Below are 18,569 nucleotides of genomic sequence, written 5' to 3'. Positions count from 1 at the left end.
CCTTGAATTAGTGGGTCAGCGTGGCTGGCGCGGCGTTGGCCGAGGCAATGGCCTCAGGCTGGAAGCCGCCGCCCAGCGCCTGCATCAACTGGATCGACAGGTCAATCTGCTCGGCATTCAGGTTGGCCAGCTGGCGCTGGGCCTGGAGCAGTTGCTGCTCGATGCTGAGTACGTCCAGGTAGTTGCCGATGCCGGAACCGTAACGCTGGACCACGGTGTTGTAGGAATCCTGGGCGATGTCGGTGGCGTGCTGCTGGGCAGCGATCTGCCGGCCGATATCGCGCAACTGGTTGATACTGTCGCTGACATCCCCCAGCGCCTTCACCAGGTTTTTGTTGTACTGCGCCACGGCGAGGTCGTAATCGGCGTCGCGCGAATCGAGGTCGGCGCGCAAGCGACCACCGTCGAAGATCGGCACCGAGATCGTCGGTGCAATGTTGAAGAAGCGGCTGGCCGAACCAAACATCGCATCGCCCAACAAGGATTCGGCACCGGCGGCGGCACTGAGGTTCAGGTTGGGATAGAACCGGGTCTTGCCGGCATCGATGCTTTTGCTCGCCGCCTCGACCCGCCAGCGCGCGGCCACCAGGTCCGGGCGACGTCCGAGCAACTCGGCCGGCAGCACCGAAGGTAGCGCTACCGCACTCGGCTGAAGAATGTTGGGTCGGGCAATTTCATTGCCACGGTCCGGGCCTTTGCCGAGCAGCACCGCGAGAGCGATTTTCGCGCTGTTCAAGCGCTTTTCGGCGTCGATCAGGTTGGCCTGGGAAGTGGCTTCCAGGCTTTCGGTCTGCTGGAACTGGTACTGGCTGTCGATCCCGGCAGTCAGGCGCCGCTGGCTCAGGTCGAGCATTTGCCGGGTGCGCTTGAGGTCTTCGTTGGACAGGTCATAGACGATGTGTGCCTGGCCGAGATCGCTGTAGGCGCGGGCGACATCGGCGGCCAGCGTCAATTGCGCAGCCTGCTGGTCGACTTCGGCGGCGCGGGCCTGGCCGAGGGCCGCTTCCCAGGCATCGCGCTGACCGCCCCACAGGTCGAAGTTGTAATTGAAACTGGTGCTGATGTTGCGAATGGTGGCGTACGTGTCGCCCTGCCCGCGCGGGTCCTGGTCCCGGGCCTGGCGCGAGCGGCTGACACCGGCGCTGGCATCCAGGGTCGGCATCCGCTCGGCGTCGACTGCGGAAGCGGCAGCGCTGGCCTGATGGGCACGGGCGTCGGCGATCTGCATGTCCGGGCTGTCGCGCAAGGCCTCGCGGATCAGGCCGTCGAGTTGCGGGTCGCCGAGGCTTTTCCACCAGTCGCTTTTCGGCCAGGCGGCCGGCGACAACGTCACGCCGCTGAGGGATTGTCCGGCCTTGAGGTTTTTCGCGTCGAGGCTGACGCCTTCGGTTTTCAGGCCGCTGTAACTGGCGCAACCGGCGACGCTCATGGCCAACAGCACCAGGCTCAGACCGGTACGCAAGGGGGTACTGCTCATTTGTCACCTACCCGCAGCAGGGTGATCGCGTCACCGGCTGCCACCAAAATTTTCTTCAGGATCAACTCCAGGGTTTTCAGCTCCTCTGGAGTGATGGCACCGGCCAGTTCATTCATGGCTTCGGCGCCGATGTGCGGCAGCAGCCCGGCGAGCTTCTGCCCTTCTTCCGTGAGCACAAGCTGCACTTGGCGACGATCCGCCTCGGAGCGTTGGCGAGCGAGGAAACCTTTCTGTTCCAGACGATCGAGCATGCGGGTCATTGAACCGCTGTCCAGGGACAGGTGGCGGCACAACTCGCCCGGCGAATCGACGCCGAACTGGGCCATGATGATCAACACCTTGAACTGCGCGGCAGTGATGCCGTGGGGTTCCATGTGGGTGTCGATGATCCGGTCCTTGAGCAGCGCGGCGCGTCCGAGCAACAAACCGAGATGGCAATTCTGGAAATCGTCTGGAGAGAAATGTTTCATCTGACCACCAATTAGCTGCCTAGGCAGTGAATGTATGTCGAGATATTACTGCCTAAGCAGCGAATGTCAACGTAATAGTTAGGAAGCTTTGTATTTAGTTGACTAAAGGCTGCGATCTTTTGATTTTGAAGGGACTAGAAATCCCGCTTGTAGAAGATGTCCAGCGAACTGGCCACGCCACCCGCGGCTTCGAGGTAGACCTTCTTGCTCAGCTTGTAGCGCAAGGCAATGGTGTTGGCCGGTTCGAACACGCCGACACCGTAGCGCAGGCTGAGCTTCTCGGAAATATTGCCGCTGGCCACCACACTGGTGGCAGTGCCGCTGCCCTGGGTGTCAAGCTGGAAGTCCTGGATGCCCAGGTTCTTGGCCAGGCCACTGGTCACTCCGGAACTGCCCATCAAGCCCAGACCGAGGGCCGCCTGGGCGAGCATGTTGTTGTCTTCGCCATTGCTGCTCAGCGGACGCCCGAGCACCAGATAGGACAAGGCCTGTTCCTGGCTCATGGCCGGTTCGGAAAAGATCTGCGTAGTCGGCTGCTCGGCGCTGCCACTCAGGCGAATGCCGGCGATGATATCGTCGGTCTTGCGAATGGCCTCGATGTCCAGGTACGGCTGATCGATGGGCCCGGCAAACAGCAAGCGTGCCCGGCGCACCGAAAGCCGCTGGCCGTAGGCGCGGTATCGGCCATCGTTTAGCCACAGCTCGCCACGGGTGTCCATGTTGTCACCGATGTGCACATGCCCCTGCACATTCGCGGTCAGGCCAAATCCTGCAAAGCTCAGCTTGTCCTCGCCGACCAGCACTTCGATGTCCATCTTCATCGCCAGCGGCGGTTTACCCTCCTCGGTTTGCTGACCGACGATCACCGTGTCATCGGAGACCTTGACCGTCGACGGCGGCAATTCGCGAATGGTGATTTCGCCCCGGGGCACCAGCACTTTGCCAGCGATGGCCAACTCGTCATCCTTCATCGAGATTTTCAGGTCCGGAGCGACCTCAAGCTTGGCATAAGGCTCGACGGTGACTGGTAACTGCGAGCCCTTGAGCGCCAGGTCTACCACCAGCGCCTGGCCCCAGGCGATGTTGCCGTTCAGGCTGCCCTGCCCAACCTTGCCGCTGTTCCAGCCACCATTGATCGATACGTTTTCGCCGGCGATCAGCGCTTGAACGTGCAGGTTTTGCAGCTCCATCGGCAGCTCAGGTCCGGCAATCACGCCGTCGCTCAGTTGCAGACTGCCATTGACCTGTGGCGCCAACAGCCCACCGGAAATCGTGCCACTGCCATTCAGGCGCCCGGCCAGCTTTTCGACCATTGGCACAAACGGCCGCGCCACCGACAGGTCCAGCCCGCTCAAGCGGAACGAGCCACTCAACGGTTTGTTTTTCGGCAACGGATTGAGCTGCGCCTGCACCCTCAGTTCACCGAGTTTGCCACCGACGAAATTGAGCTCGGTGTCGATGCGTTTGGGCGTGAGTTTGCTGGTGAGTTTCAGGGTCTGGTACGGGAAGTCCAGCCACTGGTCCTTTTCCTTGATGCGCAAGGTGCCACCGCCGGCATCGACACTGATCTGGCCGTTCGGGCCGCTGGCCGGCAGGTCCAGCTGCAGGTCGGCATTGAGCCGCCCCTGCCAGGCGAAATCCTTCGGCAACCATTGCGCGAGACTGTCGATCGGGAATTGCTTGAGGTGATAACGCAGCTTCGGCTCGGGCATCAGGCGCGAGTCTTCACCGCACAGGCTGGCCTGGCCGGATGCCCAGCAATGGGCGCCAAAATTGATTTTGCCGTCCGCCAGGCGTTCGAGTTTCGCCGGCCCTTGTAGCTTCCAGTCCTGGCCACCGGCCTGGATATCACCGCTGGCCAGGCGTCCGCGCCAATTGCCCTTGTCCAGCGCACCGTCCAGACCCAGCGCCAGTTTCAACTTCGGCCCTTGCAGATCGAGGCTCAGCTTCTGGTTTTCGATGTCGCCCTGGCCGCTGGCGGTCAGGGTTCCCAGTGAGGTGTCGCCGGCCTGGATGCCGCTGCCCTTGAGGTCGATTTTCGCCCGTTGCGCGCTGTCCAGCGTGGCGTCCAGGTTGAGGCTTTGCAGGCGATTGTCCTGGAAAGCCAATTGCGAGCCTTGCAGGTCAAGCTTGCCCTGGGGCGCCTTGAGTGTGCCGGCGACATCCACGCGGCCATTGAGCTGGCCGCGCAGTTCTGGCCAGAGCTGGGCCAGGCGCGGCAACTTGAGGTCAACCTGCCCGGCGAGTTTCTGTTGCAGGCTGCCCTTGCCAGTGATGCTGTTGTCACCGAGGCGGATTTGCAGGGCGTTGAGGTTCCACTGCTCACCACGGCCATCGGCCTTGGCCTGGATCACCGCCGGTTGACCGCGCAGTTTGCCCTTGAGGTCCAGGTCGGCATTGAGGCTGAGCATTTCGCTCTTCATCTCGCCCTGGCTGCGCAACGGCCCGGCCAGCGTACCCGGCAGCTCTGCGACCCAGTACGCGGGGTTGATCGCCGACAGGTCCAGCGCGGTGTCCCAGGCAATGCCGTCGGCGAATTGCAGGCTCAGGTGCCCTTCAGCCTTGCCCTGCCCGGCCTGGAGTTGAATCTGTTGCAGGTAGATTTTCGTCAGGTCGCCCGCGAAAGGGCTGGCCAGGGTGAAAGCGCCGGCCGGACCATCCGCCGCGGCGGCGAAATGCCCGAGGTACTTGCCGTCGGTGTAAGAAACTTCGCCGGTGAACGTGCGAAGCGCTACTTGCGGTTCGTCGATGAGCGGATAGAGCCTGTGCCACGGGAAGTCCAGCCAGTCAATCTTCGCCTCGGCGCTCAGGCCCTTGCTCCAATCCACAAGCCCTGTGAGCTTGAGGCTTTGCTTGTCGTTGGCGGTCAGGTCCAGCGCGGCGATCTGCGCACCCTTGGCGTCGACCTTGCCTTGCAGCGCCAGGGCGACTGGCCCTTGCTCGGCGGGTAGCGTGGCTTTGCCGAGCAGCGCGTAGCCGTTCATCAAGTCGCCGGAACCCGTGAGCTCAAGCTGATTGAGTTGCAGGGTGTCCGGCAGATCGGCACCGGGCTTGAAGCCATCGGCGGTGATCCGCACCTTGGCCGGCAGGTTTTCCACCAGCGGTTGCAGTTCGCCGGTCAGTTGCCCGTTGAGGTAACCGCTGCTGTCAGCTTTCAGGTTCAGAGTCTTGAGCAGGTCGCCGTCGACTTTCAGCGCCAGCGCCAAGGGCTCAGGCGTCGACAACAGGGTCAGCTTGCCTTCGGCACTGAGGGGCCAGTTACCGGAGGGTTGCAGCAGGCCGGACAGGTTCAGGCTCAGGTCATCGCGCTGCAATGCCACCGAATCGATCCTCAAACCGGCCGCCGTCCAGTGCGCCGCCAGTTGCAAGCCCTTGAGCTCCTCGCTGCCGTTGAACAACAGGCTACCGACCTTGATCTCCCCCAGTTCGAGGGCCAACGGTAACTTGAGCTCCGGGAGCGTGATCGGGCCGCTGTCTGGCTCTTCGGCACCCGGCGGGAACGTCAGGCTGACCTGATCGGCCTGCAATTGCTCGATGCACAAGGCCCTGCGGGACAGGCACAACGGCGACCAGGCAAAAATCACCTTGCTCAGCTCAACCCGGTTGTTGGCCTGTTGCCATAACACCCGGTCGGCGCTCCACTGCCCGCCCAGCCGGCCCTGGAAGTTGTCCAGGGTCAACCCCGGTACGAAGCCCAACGCCCAGCGGCTGCCCGTCGCCGTGCCCAGCACTGTGGCCAGCGTCAGGACAACCAGCATCAACAGTGCCGCTATCGCCAGCAGCGTTACTTTCAAACCACGCTTCACAGCTCAGGCCCCATGGAAAAGTGCAGTCGAATGCCGCCATCGTCGTCCAGCGCGTGGGCCAGGTCGAGGCGGATCGGCCCCACCGGCGATACCCAGCGCACGCCGATACCGACCCCGGTCTTGAGGTTCGGCAGTTCGAGTGTGTTGAAGGAGTTGCCCTGATCGACAAAGGTCGCGATCCGCCATTTTTCAGCGATGGAATACTGATATTCCGCGCTGGCGGCGACCATGTAGCGGCCACCGATGCGGTCGCCGTCGGAGTTTTCCGGGGACAGGCTCTGATAGTCGTAACCGCGCACGCTCTGATCGCCACCGGCGAAGAAGCGCAGCGATGGCGGCACCGATTTGAAGCCGTTGGTGGCACTGCCGCCGACCTGCACCCGCCCGAGGAAACGATGGTTGTCGAACACCGTGGTCAGGCCTTTGACCAGCGCCGTGCCGTAGATCAGGTTGCTGTCGGAACCCAGACCTTCCTTGGCCACTTTGGATTCGAATTGCAGCCGATAGCCGTTATGCGGGTCGATGCGGTTGTCGCTTTTCAGGTACGAATAATTCACGCCGGGCATCAGCAAGTTACTCAGGCCCGAGTCGTCGCCGAGCTGGTAATCCTCGCGTTGCCATTTGAGCGACACCACCCGTTGCCAGCCGCTGGGCAATTTGCTGTGCCATTCGGGGCCGAGGGTCAGCAACTTGCTGTGGGTGTCGGTGCCGGCAATGTCCTCATTCTGATAGCCGCCGGCAAAACGCAGCTTGTCGGTCAGTGGCGGGTCCAGTGGAATGTCGTAGAACAACCCGACGTTTTGCCGCGGCGCCGAGACTTCGGTCTCCCAGCCATAACTGTGCCCTTGGGCGTTGACCCAGTGTCGGGTCCAGTTGGCCTTGGCACGTGGGCCGACGTCGGTGGAGAAACCCAGTCCCAGGCCCATGGTCCGCGGCTTGCGGGTTTCGAGCTTGACGTCCACCGGGATCGCATCGTCCTTGGACGCCGCGGGTGCCGCGTCCACGCGCACGCCTTCGAAGTAGCCGCTCGATTGCAGGTTCTGATTGAGTTCGGCGATCAGTTCCGAGTCATACGGCGTACCGGCCTTGAACGGCACCATGCGTTGCAGCAGCTCGTCGTCGAACGGCGTATCGCCCTCGAAACTGACCTTGCCCAAGGTATAGCGCGGACCGCTTTCATAGATCAGTTCGATATCGGCGACGCCGGCACGCGGGTCGACCGACAATTTTGAACGGGTGAATCGGCCGCTGAAAAAGCCATAGCGCGAAGCCTGATTCTGGATCAGGCGCTTGGCGTCCTCGTAATGCCCATGGTTGAGCACGGCGCCGGGCTTGAGCGCGTCGCTTTTAGGGATTCGAAAGGACTTGAGGGAGGCTGCCGGACCGTCGACACGCACCGTGACGTTACGCAAGTGCACCGGCTCGCCGGGGTCGACTTTCAGCACCAGGCGCGGCTTTTCGCCGCCCTTCACCTCGCTGTCGATGTGCGGCTGGTAGTAGCCCAAGGCCTGGGCGGCCTTGTGCGCCTGTTCTTCAGCGCCACGGCTGAAGCGCAGCAACGCCTGCTCGTCGCGATCGCCGAGGCTGCCGATATAGCCTTCTATATTGGCCTTCAGCTCATCATTGGACGGTTTGATCCGTACATCCAATTCACTTTGAGCCAGCGCCGTGCAGCTGGTCATCAGCATCAGCACACCGCTGGTAATTCTTCCTGGAAACTTCATAGGCGCGGATGCTATCACGAGCTTGAGAGCGTGATAGAGCCTGACATGCCCGGAAAGTTCGCCGTTCAAGCCGTTGCTGTTTGTAACACCTGGGGATTGGGGTGAAAAAACACATGCTCGCGAATCGGTCCTACGGCAACTTCACCGATTTCCTCATAGCCCTGGCGCTTATAGAACTCCAGATAGCGAGGATTCCCGGTATCGAGGATCACGCCCTGTGAGTTTTCATCCACGGCGCACCAGTTGTGCACGGCTTGCAACAGTTGCTCGCCGAAATGCTTGCCCTGGAACTGCGGATGAACCCCCAGCAATGGCAAGACATGCACCGAGTCATTCGGCACGCAGGCCTCCACGGCAGCGTGATATTCGAGGTAGCGACGGGTGCAGCGAAATCCCGTGCTGAGCAGCATCCGCAGGCGCCAGGCCCAACTTTCAGTGACACCGAGACGACGTTGCGGCGGCGCGATCAGAGCGATGCCGATCAGGCGGTCGTTGACCAACAGGCCGATGGCAGGCAGGTCCTGGAGAAAATGCTGGCTCACCAGTTCGCGCACGGTGGCGCGAACCCGCTGTTCGTAACCGGGGCGTTCGGCTTCAAACAAATAGCCGAAAGTCGGCTCGTGTCGATAAGCCTGGTACAGCAGCGAACGCGCTTCGCGGGCGTAGCCGCTGTCGAGCATGTGAATATCGGCGATGGCAGTCGAGGTTTCGGGCATGACGGTTGATCTCCCCGGCACAGCTCGGGTGGCTGCGCTCTTGTTGTTACGAGCTGATCGGCGCTGACACAGTTCCTTACAGATCCGAAATGAGTGTAGGCAATGAAATCGCCTTCGCGAGCAAGTCGGGACGGTCAACGCAGATCTGACAGAACACATTAAATCCCCTCACCCCACACTGGCCCGATTCCCACATGTCAGCTAGCATCGCCTTTTTGCCAGGACTGCCGACCATGAAGATCGTCTCCTTCAACATCAACGGGCTGCGCGCCCGTCCCCATCAGCTGGCGGCGCTGATCGAAAAGCACCAACCCGATGTGATCGGCTTGCAGGAAACCAAGGTCCACGACGACCAGTTTCCCCTCGATGAAGTCAGAGCACTGGGCTACCACGTGTATTTCCACGGACAAAAGGGGCATTACGGCGTCGCCCTGCTCTCGCGCCAGGAACCGCTGGCCCTGCACAAGGGTTTCGCCACCGACGAAGAAGACGCCCAGCGGCGCTTCATCTGGGGCACCTTCGCCGACGCCAATGGTGTGCCGGTGACCATCATGAACGGTTATTTCCCACAGGGCGAAAACCGCGACCACCCGACCAAATTCCCGGCCAAGGAACGTTTCTACAGCGACTTGCAGCAATTGCTGGAAAGCCAGTTCAAGAACGACCAGCCGCTGGTGGTGATGGGCGATGTGAACATTTCCCCGGAAGACTGCGACATCGGCATCGGCCCGGACAACATGAAGCGCTGGCTGAAAACCGGCAAATGCAGCTTCCTGCCGGAAGAGCGCGAGTGGATGGCCCGCTTGAAGAACTGGGGCCTGGTCGACAGTTTCCGCCACCTGAACCCGGACGTGAGCGACACCTTCAGCTGGTTCGACTACCGCAGCCGTGGCTTCGAAGACGAGCCCAAGCGTGGCCTGCGCATCGACCTGATCCTCGCCTCCCACGGCTTGCTGCCACGGGTGAAAGCCGCAGGGGTGGACTACGAACTGCGCGGCATGGAAAAACCTTCGGACCATGCGCCGATCTGGCTTGAATTGAGCTGATTCAGGACCAACCACAATCCCCTGTGGGAGCGAGCTTGCTCGCGATTGCGGTGTGACATTCAGCACCAATGTTGACTGACAGTCCGCCATCGCGAGCAAGCTCGCTCCTACAAGTGTCATTTTTCGGAAACCTTACTGACTTAATCTCCCGGCACCTCCTTTGGCTATGTAAGGTGCCGGCATGATGCTGCGCGTGCTGTTCCTGTTGATGCTGTGCATGGGCTTGCCGCAGGCGGCCCCGGCCGGCGACTTGCCGACACCCGAACACGGCACCGTGCTGCGCATCCAGGGTTCCAACACCATTGGCGCGGCATTGGGACCGGCGCTGGTCGAGGGCCTGATGAGTGAACAAGGCCTGCGCAGGATTCACCGCGAAGCCTCGGACACCGCCAACGAACTGCGCATTGTCGGTGAAACCGTTCAAGGCCATCGGGTCGTGGTGGAGGTGGCGGCCCATGGTTCCAGCACCGGTTTCACCGCGCTAAAAACCGCCAGTGCCGATCTTGCCGCCTCGTCGCGCCCGATCAGGGACAGCGAACTGGCCAGCCTGCAATCCCTCGGTGACCTGAAAAGTCCGAGCGCCGAACAGGTCATCGCCATCGATGGCCTGGCGATCATCCTTCACCCGGACAATCCGCTGAACCAACTCGACACCGTGCAACTGGCGCGCATTTTCAGTGGCGAGGTGAAAACCTGGGAAGACATAGGTAGCAGCGGCGGGCCGATTCATCTGTATGCACGGGATGATCAGTCCGGGACCTACGACACCTTCAAGGAACTGGTCCTCAGTAGCCGTGGGAAAACTCTGAGCAGCACGGCAAAACGCTTCGAGTCCAGCGAGCAACTGTCCGATGCGGTCAGCGCCGACCCGCAAGGCATCGGATTTATCGGATTGCCCTATGTGCGCCAGGCCAAAGCCGTGGCCATTGTCGACGGGCAATCGCAAGCCATGTTGCCGCTCAACAGCCTGATTGCCACGGAAGACTATCCGCTGTCCCGCCGGTTGTTCTTCTACCTGCCACCCAATGGCAAAAATCCCTGGGCCTACGCGCTAGTGGCCTTCGCTCAAAGCAGCAATGGCCAGGCCATCGTCGCGGCCAACGGTTTTATTGCACAAACCGTCCAGGCCATGGCCGTCACCCCCAATGCGTTGATGCCCGAGGGGTATCAGGCGCTGAGTCGGCATGCCCAGCGATTGTCGGTGAATTTTCGCTTCGAAGAAGGCAGTGCCAGCCTGGACAACAAGGCGCGGCAAGACCTGACGCGAGTGCTCGACTATATAAAGCAGCAAGACAAAATGTCTGGGCAAGTGACGCTGGTAGGGTTTGGCGATGCCAAGAGCGACCCGGCGCGTGCCGATCTGTTGTCGAAACTGCGGGCCATGGCGGTACGGCGGGAGTTGGTGAAGAGCGGCGTGGTGTTTCGCGAGATTCGTGGATTCGGTGCCGAAATGCCAGTGGCGGCCAATAACGCCGATGAGGGAAGGATCAGGAATCGGCGGGTTGAGGTTTGGGTGTACTGAAAAGATCGCAGCCTTCGGCAGCTCCTACAGATGTGCGCGTATCCTGTAGGAGCTGCCGAAGGCTGCGATCTTTTAACTTTTCTTAATGCCCGCTACGCATCATATCCTTCGGCACATATTTGCCGATTTCGAATTTACCGATCGCTGCACGGTGCACTTCGTCCGGGCCGTCGGCCAGGCGCAGGGTACGCTGCATCGCGTACATGTAGGCCAGCGGGAAATCGTTGGAAACCCCTGCCCCGCCATGAATCTGGATCGCCCGGTCGATCACTCGCAACGCAACGTTTGGCGCGACGACCTTGATCTGCGCGATCTCGCTACGGGCCACTTTGTTGCCGACGGTGTCCATCATGTACGCCGCTTTCAACGTCAGCAGGCGTGCCATGTCGATTTCCATCCGCGAGTCGGCGATCTTGTCGACGTTACCGCCCAGCCGCGCCAGGGGTTTGCCGAATGCGGTGCGGCTCACCGAGCGCTTGCACATCAGTTCCAGTGCGCGCTCGGCCATGCCGATCGAACGCATGCAGTGGTGAATCCGGCCAGGGCCAAGGCGACCTTGTGCGATTTCAAAGCCGCGTCCTTCGCCCAACAGGACGTTTTCGTACGGCACCCGGACGTTTTCGAAATGCACTTCGGCGTGGCCATGAGGTGCATCGTCGTAACCGAACACCGGCAGCGGACGCACGATCTTCACACCAGGCGCATCCACCGGCACCAGAATCATCGAGTGCTGCGCGTGGCGTGGCGCATCCGGATTGCTCAGCCCCATGAAAATCAGGATTTTGCAGCGCGGGTCGCAAGCACCCGAGGTCCACCATTTCTTGCCGCTGATCACCCACTCGTCGCCATCGCGCACCGCACGGGCAGCCATGTTGGTGGCGTCGGAGGACGCAACGTCCGGTTCGGTCATGGCGAAGGCCGAGCGGATCTCGCCGCGCAGCAATGGTTCGAGCCAGCGTTGTTTCTGCTCTTCGTTGGCGTAACGCACCAGCACTTCCATGTTGCCGGTGTCCGGTGCCGAGCAGTTGAACGGCTCTGGCCCTAGCAGCGAGCGGCCCATGATTTCCGCCAGCGGCGCGTATTCGAGGTTGGTCAGGCCGGCACCCAGTTCGGACTCAGGCAGAAACAAATTCCACAGGCCTTCGGCCTTGGCCTTGAGTTTGAGTTCTTCCATGATCGCGGTCGGCTGCCAGCGATCGCCTTCGGCGACCTGGCGCTCGAACACGGCTTCGGCGGGATAAACGTAGGTGTCCATGAACGCAGTCACGCGCTCGCGCAGTTCCTGAACCTTGGGCGAATAAGCGAAATCCATGAGCAAGATACCTTCTTGGGGGAGGTTGTTTAGGTCATGTATCGATGCTAGAACAGCGTTGATAATTTACCTAGCCTATTCTCGGCGTGTATAAACATTCATCACCGATATATGATCGGCTGATCGTCAAGGTCAGTCCGCCCACACAATAAGAGAGCCGCGTAATGAATCTGAGCAAGGTCGATCTCAACCTTTTCATCGTCTTCGACGCGATCTACACCGAAGCCAACCTGACCCGCGCCGGGCAAATCGTCGGCATCACCCAACCGGCGGTGTCGAACGCGCTGGCGCGTCTGCGCGAAACCTTCAACGACCCGCTATTCGTGCGCACCGCCCAGGGCATGGTGCCCACGCCTATGGCGCAGAACATCATCGGCCCGGTGCGCAACGCCCTCTCGCTGCTGCGCGTATCGGTGCAGGAAAGCCGCATTTTCAACCCGCAGCAAGCGGTCAAGACCTACCGCATCAGCATGACCGACCTCACCGAAGCGGTGATCCTGCCGCCGCTGTTCCAGCGCCTGCGCCGCCTGGCGCCGACGGTGATCATCGAAAGCTTCCTGTCCAAACGCCGTGAAACCACCAAGGAGCTGGCGGCCGGTCGGCTCGACTTCGCGGTCGATGCACCGCTCAACACCGACCCGCAGGTGCGCCACGTCAAATTGATGGAAGACCGCTACGTGTGTGCCATGCGCAAGGGGCATCCGCTGGCGGGCAAGGAGAAACTCACCCTGGATGATTACCTGGGCCTGACCCACATCCATATTTCCAGCCGCCGCAGCGGCCTCGGCTATGTCGACCTGGCGTTGGGCAAGATGGGCATCCAGCGCAAGATCGCCCTGCGCTCCCAGCATTACCTGATGGCTTCGCAAGTGCTGCAACAGACGGACATGGTCATGACCGTGCCGGAACGCTTCGCCCGGCGTAATGACCTGCACGCCTTTTATCTGCCGGTCAACGATGTGCCGCCAGTGGAAACCCACCTTTACTGGCACGAAAGCACCGACCAGGACCCGGCGAACCGCTGGATGCGCGAGCAGATGATCGAGTTGTGCCAGCAGGTGACGGCGCAGGAGAGAAAACTGGATAAACAACCGGTTTGAGAAAAATCAAAAGATCGCAGCCTGCGGCAGCTCCTACAGGGTGAATACAAATCCCGGGTAGGAGCTGCCGCAGGCTGCGATCTTTTCTCCCTTGACGTAAACGTCAACCTGCCATTAGCTTAGCGCCATGACCTTTTGCGAGCGCTTCCATGAGCAGCCAGACCTACAGCATTTCCGATCTCGCCCGCGAGCTCGACATCACCACCCGGGCCATTCGCTTTTATGAAGAGCAAGGCCTGCTCAGCCCTGAGCGTCGTGGCCAGGAACGTATTTACTCACCCCGCGACAAGGTCAGCCTGAAGCTGATCCTGCGGGGCAAGCGCATCGGTTTCTCGCTGGCTGAATGCCGCGAACTGATCGAGCTCTACGACCCGTCCAGCGGTAACACCAAGCAGTTGCATAGCATGCTGGCGAAAATCAGCGAGCGCCGTGAGCAGCTTGAACAGCAGTTGCTGGACATCGAACAGATGAAGCTTGAGCTCGATACCGCCGAAGAGCGCTGTGTGCAGGCTTTGGAGCAGACGCTCAAAAACCAGGAAGCCATTCAATAAAACCCGCCCCCTGTAGGAGCGAGCTTGCTCGCGATGGTCGTTAACGATAACGCGAGTCTGCTGGATAAACGCGGTGCCTGGGAGTCCATCGCGAGCAGGCTCGCTCCTACAGTGTTCTTCGAACAATTCACACAGGTCGAACCCCATGCCCCTCCCCACCCACGTACGCCTTGTCGAAGTCGGCCCACGCGACGGCCTGCAAAACGAAGCCCGGCCCATCAGTGTTACCGACAAGGTACAACTGGTCGATGCACTGACCGCAGCCGGGCTTGGCTATATAGAAGTCGGCAGTTTTGTGTCGCCCAAGTGGGTACCTCAGATGGCCGGCTCCGCCGAAGTCTTCGCGCAGATCCAGCGCAAACCGGGTGTGGTTTATGGCGCGCTCACTCCCAACTTGCGCGGTTTCGAAGATGCCCTCGCCGCCGGGGTCAAGGAAGTGGCCGTGTTCGCGGCGGCTTCAGAGGCGTTTTCCCAACGCAACATCAATTGCTCGATCAGCGAAAGCCTGGAGCGTTTCGCGCCGATCATGGACGCCGCCAGACAACACGGAATTACCGTGCGCGGCTATGTGTCCTGTGTGCTGGGCTGCCCCTATGAAGGTAACGTCGCCCCGGAGCAAGTCGCCGTGGTCGCACGTGAACTGTATGCCATGGGCTGCTATGAGGTCTCGCTGGGGGACACCATCGGCACCGGCACCGCTGGCGCAACCCGCAAGATGTTTGAAGCGGTAGCAAAGGATGTGCCCCGGGAAAAACTCGCCGGGCACTTCCACGACACCTACGGTCAGGCCGTGGCCAACATCTATGCCAGCCTGCTGGAAGGCATCTCGGTGTTCGACAGCTCCATCGCCGGTCTGGGCGGCTGCCCCTATGCCAAGGGCGCCAGCGGTAACGTCGCGACCGAAGACGTGGTTTACCTGCTCAACGGCCTGGGCATCGATACCGGAATCGACCTCGACGCCTTGATGGTTGCCGGTCAACAGATTTGTACCGTACTGGGTCGCCCTACCGGTTCCCGCGTGGCCAAGGCTCGCAGCGCACAGTGAGTGTGCTGAGTGTGTCCGGGTGTTACCGCTGTGTCTGAAACGTGGGCGCAAGCGAGTAACACGGAAACAAAATGTGGGGTTTTGCCTGAAGCGCAAAACCTCACAACTCTCCAAATCGTTGATTTTAAAGGCTTTTAAAAAGTTGGCATGGCTCCTGCTATCTCTATCGCACAACAAGAATAAAAAAATTGCGGCAAACCTAATAAAAACAAGACGTAACGACTCTGACATAACAAAAACAACACGGCAGAGACGCAGCTAACAGATTTTTTTGGAGAAGATGTGCTTTTCAGGGTGCTTTTCGGAGTTACCCGCAACCGGACAGAGAATAATAAAACTACCTTCAGGTAGCTCCCGTACTGGTTGGATCGCTCAGCGAAAAAGTAGATCAGCGCTCAAAAAAATACGTTTGCTCTTGATCCCGGATGGGGATCGCCAAAAACAGCGGTAAAGGGCAACGGCTGCCAAAAACAACAACAGGCCGACCCTCAATAATAAAAAAAGAGCACGCGCAACGAAATTAAAGGGGAGCTTCGGCTCCCCTTTGTGCTGTCTGGCGTTCAGGTTTACAACGCCCCCTGTAGGAGCGAGCTCGCTCGCGAAGAACTCAAGGGCACCGCGTTTATCCAGACTGCACGCGTTATCGTTGACGTTCTTCGCGAGCAAGCTCGCTCCTACAGTCGGCCTTCGTCAGACCTGCTTGCTACGCAACTCCTCGATACTGATCTCGCGCATCCGGAATTTCTGGATCTTGCCGGTCACGGTCATCGGAAACGCCTCGACGAACTTGAAGTAACGCGGCGTCTTGAAGTGCGCGATGCGCTCCTTGCACCAGGCTTGCAGTTCTTGCTCGGTGGCGCTGTGGCCGGGGTGGAACTTGATCCAGGCGACGATCTCTTCGCCGTAGCGCGAGCAAGGAATACCGATCACCTGAACATCCGCAACGGCCGGATGAGTGAAGAAAAATTCTTCCAGCTCCCGCGGGTAAACATTCTCACCACCGCGGATGATCATGTCCTTGTTGCGCCCGGCAATGCACACGTAACCCTCGTCGTTCATGCTCGCCAGGTCGCCGGTGTGCATCCAGCCGGCCTGGTCGATGGCTTCCGCCGTGCCTTCGGGGTTGTTCCAATAGCCGAGCATCACGCTGTAACCGCGGGTGCACAGCTCACCGATGGTGCCACGGGGCACCAGGTTGCCCGCTTCGTCGATGATCTTGCTTTCGAGTTGTGGCTGGGTGCGGCCGACGGTGGTCACGCGCAGCTCCAGGTCATCTGAAGGACCGGTCTGCAATGACACCGGACTGGTTTCCGTCATGCCGTAGGCAATCTGCACTTCGCTCATGTGCATTTCGCTGATGACCCGGCGCATCACCTCGATAGGACAGGTTGCGCCCGCCATGATCCCGGTGCGCAGGCTCGACAGGTCGAACCTGGCACGCTGAGGCTGATCGAGCATGGCGATGAACATGGTCGGCACGCCGTACAGCGCCGTGGCTTTTTCGTCGGCCACGGTACCGAGGGTCAGCAATGGATCGAACGCGTCGCTCGGGTAAATCATCGTGCTGCCATGGGTGATGCAACCGAGGTTGCCCATGACCATGCCGAAGCAGTGATACAGCGGCACCGGGATCACCAGCCGATCGGCCGCCGTCAGGCCCAGGCTTTCACCGACCATGTAGCCGTTGTTGAGAATGTTGTAGTGACTGAGGGTCGCGCCCTTGGGGAAACCGGTGGTGCCGGAGGTGTACTGGATATTCACCGGTTGATCGAAATGCAGGCTGTCCTGGCGCTCATGCAGTTGCTCGACCGTCACGCTGCCCGCCAGACCGGCCAATTGCGACCACGGCAGGAAACCGCTCGGCGGCTGCGCATCCAGGCTGATGACGCCACGCAACTCCGGCAACCGCTCACTCTGCAACTTGCCGATGGACTGCCCGGCCAGCTCCGGCACCAGGCCTTGCAGCATCGCGTGATAGTTCGAGGTCTTGAAGGCCCCGGCACACACTAGCCATTGGCAACCGGATTGCTTGAGTACGTATTCGAGTTCGGAACTGCGATACGCAGGATTGATATTGACCAGGATCACGCCGATTTTCGCCGTGGCAATCTGGCTGATGCACCATTGCGCACAGTTCGGCGCCCAGATGCCGAGGCGGTCACCCGTCTGCAGCCCCAACGCCAGCAACGCTCTGGCGTGCAGGTCCGCGACCTCGGCCAATTGCCGCCAGCTCAAACGCAGCTGTTGATGGCGCACCACCAGCGCCTCCCCGTCCGGGTATTGCGCGACGGTGTTATCGAACGCCTGGCCGATGGTCATCGCCAGCAAGGCTTTGTCCTGTGAACCACGGGTGTAACTGCGTTGCGGGCTTGCACTGGGTTGATCCATGACGACCCCTATTGTCTTTATTCTGTAGGAGCGAGCTCGCTTGCGAAGAACGTCAGGGCGCCGCGTTTATCCAGACAACACGCGTTATCGTTGACGTCCTTCGCGAGCAAGCTCGCTCCTACAGAATCACCTAAGTTGACGTTAACGTAAAGGGTGATTGACAGCCACTCGTCACAGGCTTACGTTAACGTAAAGGTGAGAACCCATTGACAGTCTCACCAACCGACAAAAAAGCCAAAAGGTGACCCATGAGCTATCCATCCCTGAACTTTGCCCTCGGTGAAACCATCGACATGCTGCGCGATCAGGTCCAGTCCTTCGTCGCCAAAGAGATCGCCCCGCGCGCCGCTCAGATCGACATCGACAACCTGTTCCCCGCCGACCTGTGGCGCAAGTTCGGCGACATGGGCCTGCTGGGCATTACCGTGCCGGAAGAGTACGGCGGTGCCGGCCTGGGTTACCTGGCCCACGTGGTGGCCATGGAAGAAATCAGCCGTGGCTCGGCCTCGGTGGCGTTGTCCTACGGCGCCCACTCCAACCTCTGCGTCAACCAGATCAACCGCAACGGCAACCACGAACAGAAATCGAAATACCTGCCCAAGCTGATCAGCGGCGAGCACATCGGCGCGCTGGCCATGAGCGAGCCGAACGCCGGTTCCGACGTGGTGTCGATGAAACTGCGCGCCGACAAGCGCGGCGATCACTACGTGCTCAACGGCAGCAAGACCTGGATCACCAACGGTCCGGACGCCAACACCTACGTGATCTACGCCAAGACCGACCTGGAAAAGGGCCCCCACGGCATCACCGCCTTCATCGTCGAGCGCGACTGGAAGGGCTTCAGCCGCAGCAACAAGTTCGACAAGCTCGGCATGCGCGGTTCGAACACCTGCGAACTGTTTTTCGATGACGTCGAAGTGCCTGAAGAAAACATCCTCGGCGTACTCAACGGCGGCGTGAAGGTACTGATGAGCGGCCTCGACTATGAGCGCGTCGTGCTCTCCGGCGGCCCGACCGGGATCATGCAGGCGTGCATGGACCTGATCGTGCCGTACATCCACGACCGCAAGCAGTTCGGCCAAAGCATCGGCGAATTCCAGCTGATCCAGGGCAAGGTCGCTGACATGTACACCCAACTCAACGCCAGCCGCGCCTACCTGTACGCCGTGGCCCAGGCCTGCGAGCGCGGCGAAACCACGCGCAAGGACGCCGCCGGGGTAATCCTGTACAGCGCCGAACGCGCCACACAAATGGCCCTCGACGCGATCCAGATTCTCGGTGGCAACGGCTACATCAACGAATTCCCGGCCGGTCGTCTGCTGCGTGATGCCAAACTGTACGAAATCGGTGCCGGCACCAGTGAGATCCGACGCATGCTGATCGGTCGCGAACTGTTCAACGAAACCCGCTAA

Annotated in this window: 14 protein-coding genes; 6 read left to right on the top strand and 8 right to left on the bottom strand. The window is 60.5% G+C overall.

The genetic code is table 11. The annotated features are described in order from the left end of the window. Nucleotides 1–7: 7 nt before the first annotated feature. The 5 genes from AC1DKH_RS21105 to AC1DKH_RS21085 form a co-directional block, all read right to left on the bottom strand. Nucleotides 8–1,477: an efflux transporter outer membrane subunit gene (locus AC1DKH_RS21105; RefSeq protein ID WP_477799177.1), complete on the bottom strand. Its 1,470-nt coding sequence runs from the start codon at nucleotides 1,475–1,477 to the stop codon at nucleotides 8–10. Further along, the gene (locus AC1DKH_RS21100; protein WP_477755444.1) at nucleotides 1,474–1,947 is read right to left on the bottom strand and encodes a MarR family winged helix-turn-helix transcriptional regulator; all 474 of its coding nucleotides are present in this window, start codon (nucleotides 1,945–1,947) and stop codon (nucleotides 1,474–1,476) included. The genes AC1DKH_RS21105 and AC1DKH_RS21100 overlap by 4 nt, the downstream gene beginning before the upstream one ends. 134 nt (nucleotides 1,948–2,081) lie before the next feature. Further along, nucleotides 2,082–5,753, bottom strand: coding sequence for a translocation/assembly module TamB domain-containing protein (locus AC1DKH_RS21095; RefSeq protein ID WP_477799176.1), 3,672 nt, complete (start codon nucleotides 5,751–5,753; stop codon nucleotides 2,082–2,084). Then, nucleotides 5,750–7,477, bottom strand: coding sequence for an autotransporter assembly complex protein TamA (locus tag AC1DKH_RS21090; RefSeq protein WP_477755007.1), 1,728 nt, complete (start codon nucleotides 7,475–7,477; stop codon nucleotides 5,750–5,752). Before AC1DKH_RS21090 ends, AC1DKH_RS21095 begins: the two co-directional genes overlap by 4 nt. Before the next feature lie 65 nt (nucleotides 7,478–7,542). Further along, complete coding sequence (locus tag AC1DKH_RS21085; protein ID WP_477755008.1) at nucleotides 7,543–8,193, bottom strand: GNAT family N-acetyltransferase; 651 nt, start codon at nucleotides 8,191–8,193, stop codon at nucleotides 7,543–7,545. 233 nt (nucleotides 8,194–8,426) lie between these two features. Between AC1DKH_RS21085 and xthA the strand changes: the two genes are divergently transcribed. Together xthA and AC1DKH_RS21075 are read left to right on the top strand one after the other, a co-directional pair. Then, on the top strand, nucleotides 8,427–9,239 hold the full coding sequence (gene xthA, locus AC1DKH_RS21080; protein WP_477799175.1) for an exodeoxyribonuclease III: 813 nt from the start codon (nucleotides 8,427–8,429) through the stop codon (nucleotides 9,237–9,239). A gap of 181 nt (nucleotides 9,240–9,420) precedes the next feature. Further along, on the top strand, nucleotides 9,421–10,761 hold the full coding sequence (locus AC1DKH_RS21075) for a substrate-binding domain-containing protein (protein WP_477799174.1): 1,341 nt from the start codon (nucleotides 9,421–9,423) through the stop codon (nucleotides 10,759–10,761). 82 nt (nucleotides 10,762–10,843) lie between these two features. Here the strand turns inward: AC1DKH_RS21075 and AC1DKH_RS21070 are convergent, their stop codons facing one another. Continuing rightward, nucleotides 10,844–12,073 (bottom strand): acyl-CoA dehydrogenase, encoded by a 1,230-nt coding sequence (locus tag AC1DKH_RS21070; protein ID WP_477799173.1) that lies wholly within the window; start codon nucleotides 12,071–12,073, stop codon nucleotides 10,844–10,846. A 164-nt stretch (nucleotides 12,074–12,237) separates the two neighbouring features. On the opposite strand from AC1DKH_RS21070, the gene AC1DKH_RS21065 reads away from it, so the two are divergent. The 3 genes from AC1DKH_RS21065 to AC1DKH_RS21055 all read left to right on the top strand — a co-directional run bounded on the left by AC1DKH_RS21065 (nucleotide 12,238) and on the right by AC1DKH_RS21055 (nucleotide 14,769). Then, nucleotides 12,238–13,173 (top strand): LysR family transcriptional regulator, encoded by a 936-nt coding sequence (locus tag AC1DKH_RS21065; protein WP_477755012.1) that lies wholly within the window; start codon nucleotides 12,238–12,240, stop codon nucleotides 13,171–13,173. 149 nt (nucleotides 13,174–13,322) lie between these two features. Continuing rightward, nucleotides 13,323–13,724, top strand: coding sequence for a MerR family transcriptional regulator (locus AC1DKH_RS21060; protein WP_477799172.1), 402 nt, complete (start codon nucleotides 13,323–13,325; stop codon nucleotides 13,722–13,724). Between the two features lie 145 nt (nucleotides 13,725–13,869). Next, nucleotides 13,870–14,769, top strand: a complete 900-nt coding sequence (locus AC1DKH_RS21055; protein WP_477799171.1) for a hydroxymethylglutaryl-CoA lyase — start codon at nucleotides 13,870–13,872, stop codon at nucleotides 14,767–14,769. A 372-nt stretch (nucleotides 14,770–15,141) separates the two neighbouring features. Here AC1DKH_RS21055 and AC1DKH_RS21050 read toward each other — a convergent pair whose 3' ends face one another. Both AC1DKH_RS21050 and AC1DKH_RS21045 read right to left on the bottom strand, forming a co-directional pair. Then, nucleotides 15,142–15,435, bottom strand: coding sequence for a hypothetical protein (locus AC1DKH_RS21050; RefSeq protein ID WP_477799170.1), 294 nt, complete (start codon nucleotides 15,433–15,435; stop codon nucleotides 15,142–15,144). Nucleotides 15,436–15,459: 24 nt separating this feature from the next. Continuing rightward, nucleotides 15,460–17,157 (bottom strand): AMP-binding protein, encoded by a 1,698-nt coding sequence (locus tag AC1DKH_RS21045; RefSeq protein ID WP_477799169.1) that lies wholly within the window; start codon nucleotides 17,155–17,157, stop codon nucleotides 15,460–15,462. 248 nt (nucleotides 17,158–17,405) lie between these two features. On the opposite strand from AC1DKH_RS21045, the gene AC1DKH_RS21040 reads away from it, so the two are divergent. Beyond that, nucleotides 17,406–18,569: an isovaleryl-CoA dehydrogenase gene (locus tag AC1DKH_RS21040; protein WP_008031893.1), complete on the top strand. Its 1,164-nt coding sequence runs from the start codon at nucleotides 17,406–17,408 to the stop codon at nucleotides 18,567–18,569.

Source organism: Pseudomonas sp. 05L36 (assembly GCF_056398125.1).
Note: the sequence above shows the minus strand (reverse complement) of the source record. Positions and strands in the feature narration are given on the sequence as shown.

What these genes read in the sequence shown, in the direction of transcription:
- AC1DKH_RS21075 (WP_477799174.1), top strand. Translation starts at nt 9,421, where the DNA reads ATGATGCTGCGCGTGCTGTTCCTGTTGATGCTGTGCATGGGCTTGCCG.
- AC1DKH_RS21055 (WP_477799171.1), top strand. Translation starts at nt 13,870, where the DNA reads ATGCCCCTCCCCACCCACGTACGCCTTGTCGAAGTCGGCCCACGCGAC.
- AC1DKH_RS21090 (WP_477755007.1), bottom strand. Translation starts at nt 7,477, where the DNA reads ATGAAGTTTCCAGGAAGAATTACCAGCGGTGTGCTGATGCTGATGACC.
- AC1DKH_RS21100 (WP_477755444.1), bottom strand. Translation starts at nt 1,947, where the DNA reads ATGAAACATTTCTCTCCAGACGATTTCCAGAATTGCCATCTCGGTTTG.
- AC1DKH_RS21060 (WP_477799172.1), top strand. Translation starts at nt 13,323, where the DNA reads ATGAGCAGCCAGACCTACAGCATTTCCGATCTCGCCCGCGAGCTCGAC.
- AC1DKH_RS21070 (WP_477799173.1), bottom strand. Translation starts at nt 12,073, where the DNA reads ATGGATTTCGCTTATTCGCCCAAGGTTCAGGAACTGCGCGAGCGCGTG.
- AC1DKH_RS21045 (WP_477799169.1), bottom strand. Translation starts at nt 17,157, where the DNA reads ATGGATCAACCCAGTGCAAGCCCGCAACGCAGTTACACCCGTGGTTCA.
- AC1DKH_RS21105 (WP_477799177.1), bottom strand. Translation starts at nt 1,477, where the DNA reads ATGAGCAGTACCCCCTTGCGTACCGGTCTGAGCCTGGTGCTGTTGGCC.
- AC1DKH_RS21040 (WP_008031893.1), top strand. Translation starts at nt 17,406, where the DNA reads ATGAGCTATCCATCCCTGAACTTTGCCCTCGGTGAAACCATCGACATG.
- AC1DKH_RS21085 (WP_477755008.1), bottom strand. Translation starts at nt 8,193, where the DNA reads ATGCCCGAAACCTCGACTGCCATCGCCGATATTCACATGCTCGACAGC.
- xthA (WP_477799175.1), top strand. Translation starts at nt 8,427, where the DNA reads ATGAAGATCGTCTCCTTCAACATCAACGGGCTGCGCGCCCGTCCCCAT.
- AC1DKH_RS21065 (WP_477755012.1), top strand. Translation starts at nt 12,238, where the DNA reads ATGAATCTGAGCAAGGTCGATCTCAACCTTTTCATCGTCTTCGACGCG.